The sequence below is a fragment of the Erwinia sp. V71 genome (genome assembly GCF_965644245.1).
GTDB lineage: Bacteria > Pseudomonadota > Gammaproteobacteria > Enterobacterales > Enterobacteriaceae > Erwinia.
The window spans coordinates 1-19,144 of record NZ_CBFFRK010000058.1; the positions used below are offsets into that span (position 1 = coordinate 1).

Here is a 19,144-nt window from a genome sequence, read left to right on the forward strand (position 1 = left end):
CGGCAGCCTTCAGTGGTCTTTGCAGAGTTAAGACAGGCGGCTTAGCGTTGCACTTCGAACTTGAATCCGCCCAGTACATCGCGAAAACCCTGAATGCGCAGACGGTGCGCGGTGTAATCAAAACGCCCGCTGATCATAATCACCTCACCGGGCGTATGCAGCATTTTGCCCATCAGCAGTCCGGCGGTACGTCCGGCCTGCAACTGGTTAATACCAACATGGCACAAACGGTCTGCACCCGGCAGGTCGGTCACAATGGTAATCACTGGCACATCACGCTGGCGACACAGCGCCAGCGCCTGATATATCGCCGGATACTCGTGAGCAAAAACGATGATGCCATCCCGTGTGGTGCTGCACGCCGCAAGATGCGCCGCCAGCTTGTCAGGACGGGCCTCCGGGATAAAGGTGCGATGCAGCGTCAGACGGCGATAGCCAAGAGCGGTCGCCACCTCGCTGAAGTCCTGCCCCAGCTGTTTAAAGAAGAAAGAGTCATTGCCGCTGAGGATCACTTCCAGCTGCCAGGGATGACGATGCTCTTCCGGCAGAATACGGTTCAGCCCCGCCGCACGCGCCGCGTCCAGCACTTTACGCGTGGTTTTGGGTGAGACGCCACCGAGTTCGTTGATCACCCGATCCACCGTGGCGACGCCCACCCCGGCGATGCGCGCCAGTTCATCAAGGGTGACTTTTTTCATTCTGCACTCCGTTGAGGGAAATCCATCAAAAACCCGGTTCAGCAAGTGTATCCGTGACAGGTATTTTGGCAATGGGCGCTCACCGGGCGCGATCACATTACTGGAATGGAGTGAACTATGGCGGCGAAGCTGCGTTTTGCCCTGCTGGGCGGTGGATTTATTGGTCAGGTACATGCAGAGAATCTGGCGGCGCATCCGCAGGTGGAGCTGGCGCTGGTCGCCGATCCCGATCAGGCGCGGGCACAGACCGTCGCGGAGCGTTATGGTGCGCGGGTGGCGGAAGTCAGTCAGGCAATCCACAGTGATGGCATCGATGCTGTGCTGATCGCCAGCGCGACGCCGACTCACGCAGAGCTGCTGGAAGCCGCCGCGCGGGCAGGTAAAGCAATCTACTGTGAGAAACCCATCGACCTGTCACTCGATCGCGCCAGGCGGGTGGTGGCGAACGTACTGCCCTGCGATGTGCCGGTGACGGTGGGCTTTAATCGCCGTTTCGACCACAGCCACCAGCAACTGAAGCAGCAACTGCAACAGGGTGTGATTGGCCGCGCTGAGCTGATTCAGATGGTCTGCCGTTCTTCACAGCTGCCGCCCGTCAGCTACCTGCAGTCGTCAGGCGGGCAGATGCGCGATCAGGCGATTCATTTTTTCGATTTGCTGCGCTGGCTGACGGATGATGAGGTCACCACGGTCGGCGCACTGGGGGCTGCGCTGGCGTTGCCGGAAATTACGCAGTTTGGCGATGTCGATACCTCGGTGCTGATTATGCAGTTAACCCGTGGCACCCTGGCGCAGCTGGATAACACCCGTCGCACGGGGTATGGCTATGATGAGCGTATCAGTGTGGCCGGTGAGCGCGGCATGGCAGAATCGGCCAGTCAAAGTCCGCAAGGCATCACGCTGTGGCAGGAACAGGGCGTCACACGGCCGGGTCTGTGGCCAGACTGGTTCAGTCGTGTGCGCGCAACGTATTACCAGCAACTGGATGCCTTTGTGCGTCAGTTACAGGGAGAAACAGTCGCAGGTCTGCCCGGATTGCTCGATGGCCTGCAGGCGCAGGCGATTGCCGAAGCAGCGGTGCAGTCACTGGCGGAAAAACGTTTCTGCGCGGTGGAACCGATTTCGCTGTAACGCTATCTCAGGCGGGCGTCGGCCCGCCGCTTTCACGCCAGCAGTAACACCCTGTTTTAAATCCATCCCATTGATAGTCAACAATAAAACACCGTGATCTGCACCAGCCTTTTTTGTTGCGTAGCCTCTCAGCGCGCAGTATGGTTTTTCAGCTGTTACCTGCCGCTGGCCCTGTGTCAGTGGCAACTGTACTCTCGCAACAGAAAATTAAAGGAATAAAAATAATGAAAAAAAGTGTTCTGCTGGTGCTGACCGGGATCGTCACGGGCAATGCGATGGCCTCTGAGTCACCACAACATCTGCAAGTCGACACCACCTCCGGCACCATTCAGGGCAGCGCAGATAGCGGCGTCCGTGCCTGGCTGGGTATCCCGTTTGCACAGCCGCCCGTCGGTGAGCTGCGCTGGCAGCCTCCTCAGCCAGCAAAGAAATGGCAGGGTGTCAAAAACACCACGCAGTATGGCAAAGATTGTCTGCAGCGCGCCTTTGATCAGGATGCGGCGCCCTCGGGTGTCGGCTTCAGTGAAGACTGCCTGACGGTCAATGTCTGGCGGCCAGACAACAGCCAAAACAAGCTGCCGGTGATGGTGTGGATCTATGGCGGTGGGTTCGTGAATGGCGGAGCCTCCCCCAATGTCTATTCAGGTAAAGCCTTCGCCCGTGAAGGGGTGGTGTTTGTCAGCTTTAACTACCGTGTCGGACGCTTTGGCTTTTTCGCCCACCCTGCGCTGGCGGATGCGCCACTGCGTGGCAACTATGGCCTGATGGATCAGCTGGCGGCACTGAAGTGGGTCCAGGAGAACATCGCGCATTTCGGTGGCGATGCCAGCAATGTCACCGTATTTGGCGAGTCTGCGGGCGGAATGTCAGTGAACACCCTGCTGACCACGCCGCTCAGCAACGGTCTGTTCCAGAAAGCCATTATTCAGTCCGGCTCTGGTCGTCATAATCTGATGCCCGGGCAGAGCTGGCAGCAGGCGGAGCAATATGGTATCCGCTTTGCGGAGAAAAATGGTATCAAAGGTAATGATGCTCACGCGCTGGCGGCATTGCGCCAGTTACCGGCGGATAAGGTAGTCGATGGACTGAATATGGCGAACATGTTCAATGACACCTACTCCGGCCCGCTGACGGACGGCAAAATCATTACCGGTGAGCCGGAAGACTTCTACAACCGCAATACGTTCAGCAAAGTGCCACTGATGGTTGGGGCAAATGTGTATGAAGTCGGTTTCCCGACGGTCGTGCATACCATGGATGAGGCGCTGAGTGAGTTCAAAGGCGCAGATAAGCAGCAGGCGGCAAAAGTGTTTGCCGGGCTGTCACCGCAGGATACCGCCGCGATTATCGCGCAGTACAAGCTGATGAATGAACCGGCGCGTTTTGTGGCGAAAACCTGGGCGCGCAATAATCTGCCGGTGTGGTCTTACACCTTTGGCTATGTGGCGGAATCGATGCGCAGCACCTGGAAAGACGCGCATCATGCCAGCGAAATCCCTTACGTATTCAATACACTGAGTGCCCGTTTCGGAACAGCAACCACCGACAATGACCACGCGGTGGCGAAAGTGATGAATCAGTACTGGGTGAATTTTGCCAGAACAGGCAATCCAAACGGCAAAGGCTTACCGGAGTGGCAGCGTTATCATGCCACGGCGGATAATGTCTTATTTGTGCCGAAACAAGGCGCGGCGGAGATCAAAACAGTGAAAGAACCGCGTCACGAGTGGCTGAATATGGTGGAAAAGATCAACTGATAAAGATGGCTGGCAGCGCGGTGGATAGCCCGCCAGCGCGCTGAAATGCCGGAGGGCGAAGTGCCACAAGCACCCCGCCCTCCGTTCAGACCTTCAGCTTGTCAGCTATCAGGCCTCTTCTTCTTCGTGCTCATCACGTTCTTTGGTGACACGCACCAGGTCAACGCGATAATCGGTAGCTTCCAGGATCTGGAAGCGGAATGGCAACAGTTCAATCACCTCGCCCGGCTGCGGCAGCTGCCCTTTCTGGGCAATCAGCAGTCCTGCCAGTGAGGCATGATCGTCTTCCGCTTTCACCAGTTCCTGAGTATCCAGCAGCTGTTGCAGCGAGTGCAGATCGGTGCCGCCCTTCACCAGCCAGCCATCACCATCGGCGATAATATCCGGGGTTTCATCCTCATCCGGGAATTCACCGGCAATCGCTTCCAGCACGTCGAGCGGCGTAATCAGACCCTGCACCACACCAAACTCGCTGGTCACCACCACAAAGCTGCCTTTCGCACGGCGCAACACGCCCAGCAGATTAATCGGGTCAAGGGTGTCCGGCACAATGATCGGCGGCGTGGAGGCGGCAAACGTCGCGACATCCATCCCGTGCTCCAGCGCCACCAGCAGCTCTTTCGCTCGCACCACACCGATGATTTCATCCAGCTCACCGCGGCACACCGGGAACAGGCTGTGCGGCGTATCCAGCAACTGAATACGGATCTCATCGACAGGACGTTCAGCATCAACCCAGGAGATATCACCGCGCGGCGTCATAATGCTGCGAACCGAACGCGAAGCCAGCGTCAGAACACCATTAATCATATAGCGCTCTTCATCTTTAAACGCTTCCTGCGGCATCACCGCGGCCACTTCGGCACCTTCGCTGCTGACCGGCTGCGCACCACGGCGGCCGCCCATCAGGCGCAGAATCGCCTCTGCCGTACGCTCACGCATTGGGCGGTGCGACTGATGCTTCAGGAAATTGCGGCGGGCGATCTGGTTAAACAGCTCGATCAGAATCGAGAAGCCAATCGCTGCGTACAGGTAGCCTTTCGGAATATGGAAGCCAAAGCCTTCCGCCACCAGGCTGAGACCAATCATCAGCAGGAAGCTCAGACACAGCACCACCACCGTTGGATGTGCGTTCACAAAGTTGGTCAGCGGTTTCGACGCCAGCAGCATCACACCCATCGCGATCACCACAGCAGTCATCATCACTGGCAGATGGTTCACCATCCCCACCGCGGTAATCACCGCATCGAGGGAGAACACAGCATCCAGGATAACGATCTGCACCACCACCGCCCAGAAACTGGCGTAAGCGCGGTTACCTTCTGCTTCGTGCTGCCGGTTTTCCAGCCGCTCATGCAGTTCCATGGTGGCCTTAAACAGCAGAAACAGACCACCGAACAGCAGGATCAGGTCGCGGCCGGAGAAGCTGAAATCGGCGACGCTGAACAGCGGTCGTGTCAGGGTGACCATCCAGGAAATCAGGGATAACAGTCCCAGACGCATCAGCAACGCCAGTGACAGGCCAATCAAACGCGCTTTGTCGCGCTGTTTCGGTGGCAGCTTGTCAGCAAGAATGGCGATAAACACCAGGTTATCGATACCCAGTACGATCTCAAGGACGATAAGCGTTAGCAGACCAGCCCAGATTGAGGGGTCCAGAAGAAATTCCATTACAGACTCCGGAAAAAGGAACGGGATAACGCCACGACCGGGTTAACGGACGCGTGACAGAGATAACGACAGGCAATAGTGCGTGATACGCCGGATGGCGTGGATAAACAAGCCGGATGACCCGGTGGCATGGATAAGCAACTTCGGTGACAGTCCATAGGGAGGGCTGAGGCCCATTACTCCTGTAGCAAAAAAAGGAAGCTCTACTCTAACAGGAGAAACATTGACGTCAAAATATTTTCTTACAGTTAACGGTGAGCCGGATCAGGTCACAGACTCTCTTCTGCCGCGCAGAGGGAAATTCTCTGCCTGACGACGGTGCAACCGTGGTTTTAGCTCACATAAATCACGCACGGAATGCAAATCAGCAGTTTATACAGCTAAATAGCTGAGCGAGGTCACATAATTTATTTTTTCACGGACTAAAATAATTCCCGATTCAACAGATTTACATCCTGACACTGTACAACATCTTCGCGGATAAGTGCGGCGTTTCATTTGGCGCAACAGCTCCACACACTGGCGCGCTCAATATTGTTAAAGGAGGTAGCAAGTGACTATTGCTATTGTAATCGGCACGCATGGCTGGGCAGCGGAGCAGCTGCTGAAGACCGCCGAAATGCTATTAGGCGAGCAGCAAAACGTTGGGTGGATTGAATTTGTGCCCGGCGAAAACGCGGAAACCATAATAGAGAAATACAATGCGCGCCTGGCGGAACTGGATACCCAACAGGGCGTGCTCTTCCTCGTGGACACCTGGGGTGGCAGTCCGTTTAACGCCGCCAGCCGCATTGTGGTGGATAAAGCGAACTACGATGTGGTGGCCGGGGTTAATATCCCGATGCTGGTGGAAACCCTGATGGCGCGGGATGACAATCCGGACTTCGGGGAACTGGTCAAAGTGGCGGTGGAAACCGGGCGCGAAGGCGTCAAACCCCTGAAAACCGAAATCGCACCGCCTGCGCCGCCAGTGGCTAAACCCGCTGCTGCTGCCGCACCGCAAAAGCCGCTGGGACCGGAAGACCATATGAAAATTGGCCTAGCGCGTATCGATGACCGCCTGATCCACGGCCAGGTCGCCACCCGCTGGACCAAGGAGACCAATGTCAGCCGTATTATCGTCGTCAGCGATGAAGTCGCGGCCGACAATGTGCGCAAAACACTGCTGACACAGGTCGCTCCTCCCGGTGTCACCGCCCATGTGGTCGACGTCGCAAAAATGATCCGTGTCTGGAATAACCCGAAATATGGCCGCGACAGAGTGATGCTGCTGTTCACCAACCCGACCGATGTCGAGCGTATTGTGGCGGAAGGCGTCAATATTAAAACCGTAAATATCGGCGGCATGGCGTTTCGCCAGGGGAAAACCCAGGTGAATATGGCCGTTTCGGTTGATGAAAAAGATATTGAAGCGTTTAAGAAATTAAATGCGCGCGGAATTGAGCTGGAAGTCAGAAAGGTCGCATCCGATCCAAAACTGAAAATGATGGACCTGATTGCCAAAGTGAATCAATAACTGAACATCGTGTTAATTATTGCCTGATGCGTCAGGTTTAACTCAGATTGCAAATGTCAGAAGGAGATGTGCAATGGAGATTACCACTCTTCAAATTGTACTGATATTTATTGTCGCCTGCGTGGCAGGTATGGGGTCAATTCTCGACGAATTTCAGTTCCACCGCCCGCTGGTCGCCTGTACGTTAATTGGCGCGGTGCTCGGTGATATGAAAACCGGCATTATTATCGGTGGTACGCTGGAAATGATCGCCCTTGGCTGGATGAACATCGGTGCCGCCGTCGCGCCCGATGCCGCCCTCGCCTCGATCATTTCCACCATCCTAGTTATCGCCGGGGGACAAAACGTCGGTGCGGGTATTGCGCTGGCGATTCCGCTGGCGGCTGCCGGCCAGGTACTGACCATTATCGTGCGTACCATTACCGTTGCCTTCCAGCATGCTGCGGATAAAGCCGCAGAGAAAGGCAACCTGAGTGCCATCAGCTGGATACACGTCTCCGCGTTAGTGCTGCAGGCGATGCGTATTGCGATTCCGGCGCTGATTGTGGCGATTTCCGTGGGCACCAGTGTGGTCCATAACCTGCTCAATTCCATTCCGGAAGTGGTCACCAACGGTCTGAATATCGCCGGCGGCATGATCGTCGTGGTCGGTTACGCGATGGTGATCAATATGATGCGTGCCGGCTACCTGATGCCATTCTTCTACCTCGGCTTCGTCACCGCCGCGTTTACCAACTTCAACCTGGTTGCCCTCGGTGTTATCGGCGTGGTCATGGCGGTGCTGTATATCCAGCTGAGTCCGAAATATAACCGTGCCGCTGGCGCGCCTGCTGCCGGTCCGGCGAATAACGATCTCGATAACGAATTAGATTAAGGAAGAGGTGAGAAAAATGGTTGATACCACCACAACACAGAAAAAACTCACTGCTGGCGATATTCGCGGTGTGTTTCTGCGCTCGAACCTGTTCCAGGGTTCATGGAACTTTGAACGTATGCAGGCGCTGGGTTTCTGTTTTTCCATGGTGCCGGTGATTCGTCGCCTGTATCCGGAAAATAACGAAGAACGCCGGCAGGCGATTAAACGCCATCTGGAATTTTTTAACACCCAGCCATTTGTGGCCGCGCCGGTACTGGGCGTCACTATGGCGATGGAAGAACAGCGTGCGAACGGTGCGCCTATCGATGATGCCGCGATTAACGGGATCAAAGTCGGCCTGATGGGACCACTGGCCGGGGTGGGTGACCCGATTTTCTGGGGCACAGCCCGTCCGGTGTTCGCTGCGCTGGGTGCCGGTGTGGCGATGAGCGGCAGCCTGCTCGGTCCGGTGCTGTTCTTTGTGCTGTTTAACCTGGTGCGCCTGCTGACCCGTTACTACGGTGTGGCTTACGGCTACAAAAAAGGCATCGATATCGTCAATGATATGGGTGGCGGCTTCCTGCAGAAAATGACGGAGGCAGCATCGATCCTCGGCTTGTTTGTGATGGGGGCGCTGGTTAATAAGTGGACACATGTCAATATCCCGCTGGTAGTGTCGCGTATTACCGACCAGACGGGGCATACCACAGTGACCACCGTGCAAAGCATTCTCGATCAGCTGATGCCGGGACTGGTGCCACTGCTGCTCACCTTTGGCTGTATGTGGCTGTTGCGGCGTAAAGTGAATGCGCTGTGGATCATTATCGGCTTCTTCGCCATCGGTATTTTCGGCTACTGGATTGGTCTGCTGGGCTTGTAAGACGTTATACCGGGAGCGAATCGCTCCCGGTTTTATTTACGAGTCGCTTCGCCAGCGTTTATGCTGAGCGCTGACGAAACGACTTACAGGGAGCTGTAGTATGTCATTAACCGATTACCTGATTATCGCCCTTCTCGCGCTGTTCCTGCTGTATGCCGTCTACGACGAATTGATCATGGATCACCTGCGCGGTAAAACGCGGCTGAAAGTGCTGCTGCAGCGGCGTAACAAACTGGATAGTCTGATCTTTATCGGTTTAATCGCCATTGTGCTGTGGCACAACGTCTCGGCGCAGGGACCGCAAGTCAGTACCCTGCTGCTGATGCTGTTAGCTTTCCTGGCGATTTATATTTTCTGGGTCCGCCGTCCGAAATTGTTGCTCAAAACGCAGGGTCTTTTCTTCGCCAATGTATGGATTGATTATTCACGCATTAACAGTATGAATTTATCCGAGGATGGTGTTCTGGTGATGCAATTAGAACATCGCCGCCTGCTTATCCATGTCAAAGAATTAGACGATCTGGAAAGAATCTACAAGACCATGGTTGAAAATCAATAAGATAAAATATAGCACAAGGCATATTAACTTAATTATCACATTAGCTGATAAAACAGGAAATAGTATGCACTGTGCTATGTCCACACGAATAATACGATTATTTTTCACTCCATCATAAAATACCCGAAATATTTCACCTTAAACGGCGAAAATAACGTTTTCTGTTTGTCTTCATTTCCCGCTGTGATAATGTAGCCAGCGTCATTCGGGAGAGCTGACAATACTGATGAATCTTTCTGCAACCCTCATTCTGGCCTTTGGCATGTCAATGGACGCCTTTGCCGCTTCGATCGGAAAAGGCGCGGCGCTGCATAAGCCGCGTTTTGCCGAAGCGCTGCGCACCGGGCTGATCTTTGGTGTCATTGAAGCGATCACGCCGCTGATTGGCTGGGGTCTGGCTCAGTTTGCCACGCGCTATGTGCTGAGCTGGAATCACTGGGTTGCCTTTATCCTGCTGGTGTTTCTCGGCGGACGTATGCTGCTTGAGGGTTTCCGCACGGAGCTGCAGGACTGCACACCTGCGGAGCGTCACGGCTTCTGGCTTCTGGTCACCACCGCTGTCGCCACCAGCATCGATGCGATGGCGGTTGGCGTCAGTCTGGCATTTCTGCAGGTCAATATCATCACCACGGCGCTGATGATTGGTACCGCAACGCTGATCATGTCCACGCTGGGAATTATGCTGGGCCGCTTTATCGGCCCGCTGCTCGGCAAGCGGGCGGAAATTCTCGGCGGACTGGTGCTGATTGGTATCGGCTGCAATATCCTCTTTACCAGCCTGTGATGATCACCATACGCACAGCGTGCTAAACGCTATCTCACCCCGTCACACGCCAGGCGTTAATCACGCCGCCACAGCGTCAGCAGAAAATCGGTTTCGCAGCTGAATGCGCTTTCCGCAGCGAGTTGCTGCCAGACGTCAGGACGCGCCCGCCAGGCGAAAGGTGTCATCTGCAGCAGCGCGGTGGCCTCTGTGCCGTTTAATGTCATCGTATAGCTCAGGCTGTTCTGCTCCACGCAGCTGAAGCCTGCTAACTGTTCCGCCGACTCATCATGTGGTCGTGCCTGCGTATAGATCAGCTCTTTAAACTGCCACAGGTGACGCGGACCCGGTGCAACCGTCAGCAGGTAGCCGCCGCTTTTCACCACCCGTGCCAGCTCACTGGCTTTGCAAGGCGCGTAGATGCGCACCACCGCATCCAGTGACGCATCAGCAAACGGCAGACGGTGACTGGAAGCAACACAGAAATCAATACCAGGGTAACGGCGTGCCGCATAGCGGATTGCCACTTTCGCCACATCGAGTCCGTAAGTGTGGACTGGCGCACGCTGCGACAGCTGCTGATGAATGGCCGCCGTGTAGTAACCTTCACCGCAGCCAATATCCAGCAGGTTCAGTGGCTGTGCCGGTAGCACAACCACCAGCTGCTGCGCCACGCGCTGCTGTAACGGCTGATAGTGCCCGGCATCGAGAAACTCACGACGCGCCTGCATCATCTCCACGCTGTCGCCAGGCTGTTTTGACCCTTTATGCTGTACCGGCAGCAGATTGACGTAGCCCTCTTTTGCACAGTCGAACTGGTGCTGGCGCTCACAATGCCAGCTGCGCGCATTTAACACCAGTGGTTGCTGACAAAGGGGACAAAGGTACGACATGCTGATTCTCCGGCAAAAAAACAGGGCGGCAGTTTACACCTTTTCACGCAGCGTGCGGCAACGCGGTGACAACTTTTTGTCAGGCAAAGAAAAAGCCCCGCACGAAGTACGGGGCTTTCACTATTAAGATTCAGCGGCGATGTGCGTTGAAACACAACGCTGGGGCTGGGATCAAAATCAGATTGCAGTTACGTTAACTGCAGCTGGGCCTTTCTGGCCGTCCTGAATTTCGAACTCAACGTTCTGGCCTTCGGCCAGAGTTTTGAAACCATTACCCTGGATTGCAGAGAAGTGTACGAACACATCTTTGCTGCCATCAGCTGGAGTAATGAAACCAAAACCTTTGGACTCGTTGAACCACTTAACCTGACCTTTAATCTTTGCCATTTGCAAATTCCTTAGAGTGTTTTATTCGCCCGGAGGCTTACTTACAGAGAAACCAGAGACATTACTGAATGAGGCACTAATTTAAGGTTCGGCAAGGAAGCGGTATTCAACGTCAACGTCTTTACTCAAAACTTCTTTACTGAAGATGCCACACATAAACAGAACTGTACCTCGTTTATCCCAGTAATGGGTTATCACATATCCGTTAATTAATGGCAAGCCATTTTTAAACAGTCATCGACACGTCGCACATTATTGGAACGACTAATGGCACAGTTTGCACAAATATGCACGCTACATACAGCGCTGGCATACCGCTGGCATACCGCTGGCGGCACTTCCGACTCATCCAGTCTCTCTTTAACATCAGGATTACTTTAACCTAAACTCACGGCGGCGTCTAATACATCTGCGCATCAACCATAACTAATCAGCATAATTATTGCATAAATATGGCAATGACCTGCGCACACTTTTTTGATTAAGCCTGCACGTCGTATTGTTAAATGGCCCTGATAACAAGTTGTACAATAAATGTTCTTCGGTACACATTATTCATTAAATTGCACCAAAATCAGGAGACTAATTTGCGCATTGCCCCAATTAAATGCACGGCTGTCTCATTGCCAATTTATTCGATCCATTTGAACTTATTTTTAAAAAAATAAAACATGCGTCCCGCATTTCACTTTTATCTTAGCGTTTAGGATTAATCCTGGCCGCTATTATTCAGTTCATGCCTTGCACCAATTTTCCATGCCTGAAAGCGTTGCGGGTCGAGTTCCGCGACCTGCATCGCCTGCGCCAGTTCCTGCGGGGGTGTATCAAGGGATTCATCCGCCAGATCGAACACGCCCCAGTGAATCGGGATCGATAACGGACAACCTAACGCCTGATGCAGCGATACCGCCTGAGACGGGTCCATGTGCTGGCCCTGCATGAACCATTTTGGTGCGTAAGCGCCAACCGGCAACGCCGCCAGGTTAAAAGGACCAAGACGACGTGGAATCTCCAGCAAGTTTTCTGAATAACCGCTGTCGCCGGTAAACCAAAAATTCAGACTCTCCGTACGAATGACCCAGCCACACCAAAGTGAGCGATTGCGGTCTTTCAGCGTGCGCATACTCCAGTGACGCGCAGGCACCGCATGCACTGTCATCGTATGCTGCTGTGTTTTCTGCCACCAGTCGAGCTGCACGACATGACGCGCCCCCAGGCGGGTAAACCAGGATTTTAAGCCGAGCGGCACAATAAACTGGACGTCAGGGAAGCGGCGCAGGATACGCCTGATGGTCGGTAAATCGAGATGGTCATAATGATTATGCGAGATCAGCACCGCATCGAGCGCAGGCAGATCGTCAATACGCAATGCCGCTGGCGTCTTACGCTGCGGACCATAAAAACGCAGCGGCGACGCACGCTGCGACAGCGCAGGATCAATCAGCGTGTAACGCTGGTTAATGCGCAGCATCAGGCAGGCATGTCCCAGCCACCAGATGGCATCATTGTCACCGCTCAAATCCGCGGGCTGCCACCACTGTGCAATAAACTGATCGTAACCACCAGCAGGAGGAAATGGCAGCCCCTGGGCTTTGTGCTCTTTCTGCCAGCGTCGTAAATCGCCTTCCTGACGCAAATCGGTTTCCAGATTACGGAAACCTTCCGGCGTGTGATGCGCTTTTGCAGCATCGTAAAACGGATTTTTCCAGGCCATTATGACTCCCCTGCTGGCGCAGACTGTGGTTAACGTTCCGGGATCAAACGGGTAAAGTCTTTGTCGCCATCCTCTTCCCGCTCACTGCTTTTCTCCGTACCGCAGACGCGCTCTGCCAGACGGCGCAACACTGCATTCTGTTTTTTCTGCTCGTCCAGCAGCGCCTGCAGCAGCTCAATCTGTTCGCTGGCGCGATTGACAAAGAACCAGGCGATAAGCCCGATGATCACCAACGCCGCGATAAATCCCAGTGACGCGAAACCCATCGCGCCATTTGCCATCTCATTCATATATGCCTCAGTCTTGTGCTACTTTTGGTGGTCGCAGCCTCGCGTGCGCCACAGGCGGCTAATTTTACCCGCTCAGGCGTGAAATGACAGACAGATCACATAAATAGATTTGTAACACCGCGTGCTTTCAGCATCCTCTGATCGACGGCGCAGCCGCTTAACGGCATGCTGCCCGCAGTTAAGGCAAGGAGAAAACAATGAAAACAGTGATTCGTTTGGTTATCGTTCTGGCGGTTATCTGGCTGGCATTGCTGCTGACAGGCTATGGCGTACTGACGGGCAGCAACAAGAATGCTGCCGGACTGGGGTTACAGTGTCAGTACCTGACGGCACGCGGGGTAGTGTCGGCGCAGTACCTGCACAGCGACAGCGGCATTATTGGTGTAACAGATTGCCCGATTCTGAAAAAAACGGCTGAGGTGATCGACAACTGATTTGCCGTGAGCGATGGCGGGCAGTTCACTGCCCGCCATCGTTTCAGAATGGGTAGTCGTAGTAACCCATCTGTGAAGAGAGTTCACGCGCCGCACGGTGCAGCATCGCGACATATTCTTGTTTATTTTCTTCAGAAAAACGAATCGTCGGGAAAGAGATACTCAGCCCGGCAATCACCACGCCAAAGCGATCGAATACCGGCACAGCGATACAACGCAAGCCCTCTTCCTGCTCTTCATTGTCTTCACCGTAACCCTGCACACGCACCTGATCCAGCACCACCAGCAACTCTTCTTTATTGCCGACAGTACGCGCAGTGCTGCGACGGAACTCAACATTTTGCAGAATTTCACTCACTTCGGCAGCGTCACGCCAGGCCAGCAGAACCTTACCGATCGCGGTACTGTGCAGCGGGTTGCGACGACCAATACGTGAGTACATACGCAGGTTGTACATCGAGTCGATTTTATGAATATAGACAATGCTGTCTTCTTCCAGCGCACCAAGGTGAATGGTTTCTTTGGTCAGGCGTGACAACTCACGCATCTGCACATCCGCGCTGCGAATCAAATCCACGTTCTGCAACGCTTTGGCACCCAGTTCGAACAATTTCAGCGTCAGTGCATATTTTTCTGATTCGCCTTCCTGGGACACGTAACCCAGCGATTTCATGGTTTGCAGAAAGCGATAAACGGTGCTTTTCGACATCATCACACGTTGTGACAACTCGGTGATACCGTGTTCGCGATCTTCACCGAGCGCCTGCAAAATACCAAACACCTTCATTACCGAAGAGACGGAATCGGGCTGCTTATCAAGATCCGCATTAGCCATAAATCACAACCTTTCTGAAATTGTTTTACAAAAAATGGAACACCATACCAGTATACGTGGACAATGCGGGTTACCGCAATGAAATCACAGGGTAAAGGCGATAATTTCGCCAGTCGCACGTCATGAAATGCGGTGCATTAGCGCGTAAAAATCATTAGCATGATGATATTCACTCATATCACTACTTATTTCTATGACGCAAACCACTCAAATGGATGGATTACCTGTTCCACAGCGTTATGGCGCGATTGTCGCCATTGCCCTCGGCATCACCGTTGCGGTGCTTGATGGCGCAATTGCCAACGTTGCCCTGCCGACAATTGCACGCGATCTGCAAGCCAGCCCGGCAGAATCAATCTGGGTGATTAATGCTTATCAGCTGGCGATTATCGCTTCACTGCTGTCACTCTCTTTCCTTGGCGACATGCTGGGTTATCGCCGGATCTATAAAGCCGGGCTGGTGATTTTTGGCTGCACATCTTTGCTGTGCGCATTCTCCGGTTCGCTGGAAATGCTGACCTTTGCCCGTGTTCTGCAGGGCTTTGGCGGCGCGGCGCTGATGAGCGTCAATACGGCGCTGATCCGCATCATCTACCCGCAGCGTTACCTTGGCCGCGGGATGGCGATTAACTCACTGATTGTTGCCGTCTCATCTGCGGCGGGTCCAACCGTCGCCGCGGCGATACTCTCCTTCGCCTCATGGCAATGGCTGTTTTTGATTAACGTGCCCGTCGGGATGGCCGCGCTGTATCTGGCAATGCGCTTTTTACCACCCAATCAGCAAAAAGCGCAGGGGCAGCGTTTCGATATTAAAAGCGCGATAATGAATGCCCTGACCTTTGGTCTGCTGATTTCCGCACTGAGCAGCGCATCGCAGGGCCATGGCTGGCAGATTATCATGCCGCAGGTGGTCGCGTTAGTGGTGATCGGTTATCTGTTTATTCGCCGTCAGCTGGCCATGACTATTCCGCTTTTACCGGTGGATCTGCTGCGCATTCCGATTTTCTCTCTGTCGATTGGCACGTCGGTCTGCTCGTTCTGCGCACAAATGCTGGCGATGGTGTCCCTGCCCTTCTTTCTGCAAACGGTGATTGGCCGTGATGAAGTCGCCACCGGACTGCTGCTGACGCCGTGGCCGTTAGCCACCATGGTGACAGCGCCGATTGCCGGTCGTCTGCTTGAACGCTATCACGCCGGATTGCTCGGTGGTATTGGTCTGGCGATGTTCGCAGCAGGGCTGTTCGCGCTGGCATGGCTGCCAGCAGCACCTGCTGATGCCGATATTATCTGGCGCATGATGCTGTGTGGCGCCGGGTTCGGTCTGTTCCAGTCACCGAATAACCATACCATTATCTCTTCCGCGCCACGTCATCGCAGCGGTGGTGCCAGCGGTATGTTAGGTACGGCACGTCTGCTGGGGCAGTCGAGCGGTGCTGCACTGGTGGCGCTGATGTTTAATCTGTTTTCAGTACATGGCACCCATGCATCACTGATTCTGGCGGGCTGTTTTGCTACAGCGGCGGCGATTGTCAGTACCCTGCGCATGACTCAGGAAAAAGCAGCATAAAAAAAGGCGGCATCGCTGCCGCCTTTCTCATTATTGTTGCCGTCACGCTTATTTCAGATAATCACCGCTACGCAGTGCATCAATACGCTTATCCAGCGGCGGGTGAGACATAAACAGTTCGCTGAACGTTTTGTTCTTACCGTTGATGCAGAAAGCCATCATGCTGCTGGCTTCCTGTGGCTCGTAGCTGGTTTTCAGACGCTGCAGCGCAGCAATCATCTTCTCACGACCGACCAGACGTGCCGCGCCAGCATCGGCGTGGAATTCACGGTGACGAGAGAACCACATGGTGATGATGCTCGCCAGGATACCAAACACCAGTTCCAGTACCATCGAAACCGCGAAGTAAACCAGCGGGTTACCGTTGCTTTCGCCTTCTTCGTCACGGTTGCCGGACATTAAACCGGATGCGATCTGCGCGAGAATACGCGAAATAAAGATCACGAAGGTGTTCACCACGCCCTGAATCAGCGTCATGGTGACCATATCACCGTTGGCGATATGACTGACTTCGTGCGCCAGCACCGCTTCCGCCTCATCACGGCTCATGTTCTGCAATAAGCCGGTGGAGACGGCCACCAGCGACGCATCACGACGGGCACCGGTGGCAAAGGCGTTGATATCCGGCGCATGATAAATCGCCACCTGTGGCATCGCGATGCCAGCCTGCTTCGCCTGCTGGCGCACGGTGTCAATCAGCCAGCGTTCTGTTTCGTTACGCGGCTGTTCAATTACTTCACCACCGACCGAACGCAGCGCCATCCATTTCGACATAAACAGTGAAACAAACGCACCGCCGAAGCCAAACAGACCTGCCATAATCAGCAGACCCGCAACGCTGCTTGACTGGATCCCTGTCAGGCTGAGAATCAGCCCGAAAACCAACATCACGCCAAGGTTGGTCAGCAGGAAAAGAGCAATACGCATCATAGAATTTCATCTTCCTCAGTTAACATACATAGCCGAACTACAGGTATACATCGTATGGGTAAGCGCGAGCTTTTCAAGCAGACTTAACGTTTAAGTGTCTAAAAAGACATAACTTTACATTTTGTCGCATTTTAACTGGGGAGTTTGCGGAATTGTTGCGCAGAAGAAAAAAAGGCACTGCCTGCGCAGTGCCTTAATTGTCATTTACTTGCGGTGGTCTGGGTGGCAGGTTGCCTGCTTTCCAGCGTCGCTAGGTCATTGGCGATTTTCACCGTTTCATCCAGATACGGGTCTGGCTCTTTGTAGTCTTTCGGCAGATCGTCGAGTTTCGCCAGCGGTTTCTTTCCTTCCGCTTTCAGGCGCGCATTGATGCGCTCCAGGCGTAAGGCATCATCCTCATGGCTCTCTTTCTCACGCTGCGCCAGATTGAGCGACACGGTATTGCGCTTATCTTTCATCGCGTTAAAGCGGGCGATATCCTTGATGATGTACTGGAACTCCATATCCTGATCGATACGCGCCTGGTGATCTTTCATCAGCTGCGGCTCCAGCGGTTTCAGGTCGCCGGTTTTGACATAGGTTGCAGCATTGATGCTGTCCCATGGCAGTGCGTTATCTTCAAACTTCTCGCCGGTTTCCACCGCTTCAACACCGGTTGGCATCAGCAGGTCTGGCGTCACGCCTTTACGCTGGGTACTGCCACCGTTGATACGGTAGAACTTCTGAATGGTGTACTGGACAGAGCCCAGCGCCGGCCATTCCGGACGCAGCATCTGATCGTAAATCCGGTTCAGTGAACGGTACTGCTGCACCGTACCTTTACCGAAGGTCGGCTCGCCGACAATCAGCGCACGGCCATAATCCTGCATTGCTGCGGCAAAGATTTCCGACGCCGAGGCGCTAAAGCGGTCCACCAGCACCACTAACGGGCCTTTATAGTAAACAATGCCGTCATTGTCGCTGTCTTCACGCACTTTGCCGTTGTTGTCACGCACCTGCACCACCGGGCCGCTCGGAATAAACAGGCCGGAAAGCGATACTGCTTCGGTTAACGCGCCACCGCCATTGGTACGCAGGTCAATCACGATGCTGGTGACATTCTGTTTCTGCAGTTTCTGCAGCTGGGCTTTGACGTCATCGGTCAGGCCAACATAGAAGCCAGGAATATCCAGCACGCCGACTTTATCTTTGCCGACGTCTTTCACTGACATTTTCACCGCGCGGTCTTCGAGGCGAATTTTCTCACGCGTCAACGTCACCGTACGGGTTTTGGTGCCCTTACCTGCCGGCAGGATTTCGAGACGCACTTTACTGCCTTTCGGCCCTTTAATCTGTGCCACGACGTCATCCAGACGCCAGCCAATCACGTCCACCATCGGCTTATTCGGCTGGCCGACACCGACGATGCGGTCACCCACGGTCAGCGCTTTGCTCTTCGCCGCTGGGCCACCCGCAACCATCGAGTTGATTACGGTGTAGTCGTCATCCATCTGCAGCACCGCGCCGATACCTTCGAGAGACAGGCTCATCTCGGTATTAAACTGTTCGGTGTTACGTGGTGACAGATAGTTGGTGTGCGGATCGATCTCGTGCGCAAACGCCGTCATCGCCAGCTGGAACACGTCCTCGCTGTTGCTTTGCGCCAGACGGCGAATCGCGAACTGATAACGTTTGGTGAGGATCTCGCGGATCTCTTTATCTTCTTTGCCCGTGAGCTTAAGGCTCAGCTGGTCATATTTAACCTTGGCATCCCATAACGCATTCAGCTCCGCCACCGTTTTCGGCCATGGCGCTTTGGCGCGGTCGAGGTCGATGGTGTCGTTGCCGCTAAAGTTCATCGGCTTATTCAGTACTGACAATGCGTACTGATAGCGTTCGAAGCGGCGTTTCTGCGCCAGGTTATATAAATCGTAAAATACCGGCAACTGACCGGATTTGAACTCTTCGCCCAGCGTGGTCTTCTTGTCGGCATATTGCGCGACATCCGACGCCAGCAGCACGTTATGGCTGTAGTCCAGCAGATTCAGGTAGCGATCAAAAATTTTCGCCGAAAAATCCTGATCCAGACTGAACTGGCGATAGTGAGAACGGGTAAAACGGGATGTGACACGTTCGCTGACCGTGGCGTGTTGCGCTTCCTGATGCAGCTGAGGAATCTGGTCAGCGCGGGTAATATTTTCTACCGCGAATGCGGGGCCTGCCAGAAGCAGGCCCGCAAGAAGAGTGGTACTAAAGAGTTTGTTCATGCCCTGGATGGCCTCCG

17 protein-coding genes and 2 pseudogenes are annotated in these 19,144 nt (G+C 54.1%); 9 read left to right on the top strand and 10 right to left on the bottom strand.

Annotated elements, in window-relative coordinates:
• Window positions 1–71 precede the first annotated feature (71 nt).
• Window positions 72–698: pseudogene (locus tag ACSZO1_RS13145) on the bottom strand (LacI family DNA-binding transcriptional regulator); the annotation flags it as partial.
• 117 nt (window positions 699–815) lie between these two features.
• Here ACSZO1_RS13145 and ACSZO1_RS13150 point away from each other — a divergent pair.
• Window positions 816–1,829 carry a Gfo/Idh/MocA family oxidoreductase gene (locus tag ACSZO1_RS13150; protein ID WP_437613229.1) on the top strand — a complete coding sequence of 338 codons (1,014 nt, stop codon included), beginning with the start codon at window positions 816–818 and terminating at the stop codon, window positions 1,827–1,829.
• Between the two features lie 224 nt (window positions 1,830–2,053).
• Window positions 2,054–3,586, top strand: a complete 1,533-nt coding sequence (locus tag ACSZO1_RS13155; protein ID WP_437613231.1) for a carboxylesterase/lipase family protein — start codon at window positions 2,054–2,056, stop codon at window positions 3,584–3,586.
• Between the two features lie 108 nt (window positions 3,587–3,694).
• Here the strand turns inward: ACSZO1_RS13155 and ACSZO1_RS13160 are convergent, their stop codons facing one another.
• Window positions 3,695–5,257, bottom strand: a complete 1,563-nt coding sequence (locus ACSZO1_RS13160; RefSeq protein ID WP_437613233.1) for a TerC family protein — start codon at window positions 5,255–5,257, stop codon at window positions 3,695–3,697.
• Between the two features lie 553 nt (window positions 5,258–5,810).
• Between ACSZO1_RS13160 and manX the strand changes: the two genes are divergently transcribed.
• The 5 genes from manX (at window position 5,811) to mntP (ending at window position 9,852) form a co-directional block, all read left to right on the top strand.
• A complete protein-coding gene (manX, locus tag ACSZO1_RS13165; RefSeq protein ID WP_437613235.1) occupies window positions 5,811–6,773 on the top strand; it encodes a PTS mannose transporter subunit IIAB in 963 nt (320 codons plus the stop codon).
• Between the two features lie 73 nt (window positions 6,774–6,846).
• Window positions 6,847–7,647, top strand: coding sequence for a PTS mannose/fructose/sorbose transporter subunit IIC (locus tag ACSZO1_RS13170; RefSeq protein ID WP_437613237.1), 801 nt, complete (start codon window positions 6,847–6,849; stop codon window positions 7,645–7,647).
• A gap of 16 nt (window positions 7,648–7,663) precedes the next feature.
• A complete protein-coding gene (locus ACSZO1_RS13175) occupies window positions 7,664–8,509 on the top strand; it encodes a PTS mannose transporter subunit IID (RefSeq protein WP_437613239.1) in 846 nt (281 codons plus the stop codon).
• Between the two features lie 100 nt (window positions 8,510–8,609).
• Complete coding sequence (locus ACSZO1_RS13180; RefSeq protein ID WP_437613241.1) at window positions 8,610–9,068, top strand: DUF986 family protein; 459 nt, start codon at window positions 8,610–8,612, stop codon at window positions 9,066–9,068.
• Between the two features lie 226 nt (window positions 9,069–9,294).
• On the top strand, window positions 9,295–9,852 hold the full coding sequence (mntP, locus tag ACSZO1_RS13185; protein ID WP_437613243.1) for a manganese efflux pump MntP: 558 nt from the start codon (window positions 9,295–9,297) through the stop codon (window positions 9,850–9,852).
• A gap of 56 nt (window positions 9,853–9,908) precedes the next feature.
• Here mntP and rlmA read toward each other — a convergent pair whose 3' ends face one another.
• From rlmA to ACSZO1_RS13210, 5 genes and pseudogenes are all read right to left on the bottom strand, one after another.
• Window positions 9,909–10,724: a 23S rRNA (guanine(745)-N(1))-methyltransferase gene (rlmA, locus tag ACSZO1_RS13190; protein ID WP_437613245.1), complete on the bottom strand. Its 816-nt coding sequence runs from the start codon at window positions 10,722–10,724 to the stop codon at window positions 9,909–9,911.
• 177 nt (window positions 10,725–10,901) lie between these two features.
• The gene (gene cspE / locus ACSZO1_RS13195; RefSeq protein WP_001062678.1) at window positions 10,902–11,111 is read right to left on the bottom strand and encodes a transcription antiterminator/RNA stability regulator CspE; all 210 of its coding nucleotides are present in this window, start codon (window positions 11,109–11,111) and stop codon (window positions 10,902–10,904) included.
• An 11-nt stretch (window positions 11,112–11,122) separates the two neighbouring features.
• Window positions 11,123–11,267: pseudogene (locus ACSZO1_RS13200) on the bottom strand (DUF2627 domain-containing protein).
• A 553-nt stretch (window positions 11,268–11,820) separates the two neighbouring features.
• Window positions 11,821–12,825 (bottom strand): MBL fold metallo-hydrolase, encoded by a 1,005-nt coding sequence (locus ACSZO1_RS13205; protein WP_437613247.1) that lies wholly within the window; start codon window positions 12,823–12,825, stop codon window positions 11,821–11,823.
• A gap of 29 nt (window positions 12,826–12,854) precedes the next feature.
• A complete protein-coding gene (locus tag ACSZO1_RS13210; protein ID WP_437613249.1) occupies window positions 12,855–13,115 on the bottom strand; it encodes a YebO family protein in 261 nt (86 codons plus the stop codon).
• Window positions 13,116–13,312: 197 nt separating this feature from the next.
• Here ACSZO1_RS13210 and ACSZO1_RS13215 point away from each other — a divergent pair, with 197 nt between their 5' ends.
• Window positions 13,313–13,549, top strand: coding sequence for a YobH family protein (locus tag ACSZO1_RS13215; RefSeq protein ID WP_437613251.1), 237 nt, complete (start codon window positions 13,313–13,315; stop codon window positions 13,547–13,549).
• A gap of 43 nt (window positions 13,550–13,592) precedes the next feature.
• Here ACSZO1_RS13215 and kdgR read toward each other — a convergent pair whose 3' ends face one another.
• Window positions 13,593–14,384, bottom strand: a complete 792-nt coding sequence (gene kdgR, locus ACSZO1_RS13220) for a DNA-binding transcriptional regulator KdgR (RefSeq protein WP_437613253.1) — start codon at window positions 14,382–14,384, stop codon at window positions 13,593–13,595.
• A gap of 193 nt (window positions 14,385–14,577) precedes the next feature.
• Here kdgR and ACSZO1_RS13225 point away from each other — a divergent pair, with 193 nt between their 5' ends.
• Entirely contained in the window at window positions 14,578–15,951 is a 1,374-nt protein-coding gene (locus ACSZO1_RS13225) for an MFS transporter (RefSeq protein ID WP_437613255.1), read from the top strand.
• A gap of 48 nt (window positions 15,952–15,999) precedes the next feature.
• Here ACSZO1_RS13225 and htpX read toward each other — a convergent pair whose 3' ends face one another.
• Window positions 16,000–16,881 carry a protease HtpX gene (gene htpX / locus ACSZO1_RS13230; protein WP_437613257.1) on the bottom strand — a complete coding sequence of 294 codons (882 nt, stop codon included), beginning with the start codon at window positions 16,879–16,881 and terminating at the stop codon, window positions 16,000–16,002.
• 200 nt (window positions 16,882–17,081) lie between these two features.
• On the bottom strand, window positions 17,082–19,127 hold the full coding sequence (prc, locus tag ACSZO1_RS13235; RefSeq protein ID WP_437613259.1) for a carboxy terminal-processing peptidase: 2,046 nt from the start codon (window positions 19,125–19,127) through the stop codon (window positions 17,082–17,084).
• Window positions 19,128–19,144 lie beyond the last annotated feature (17 nt).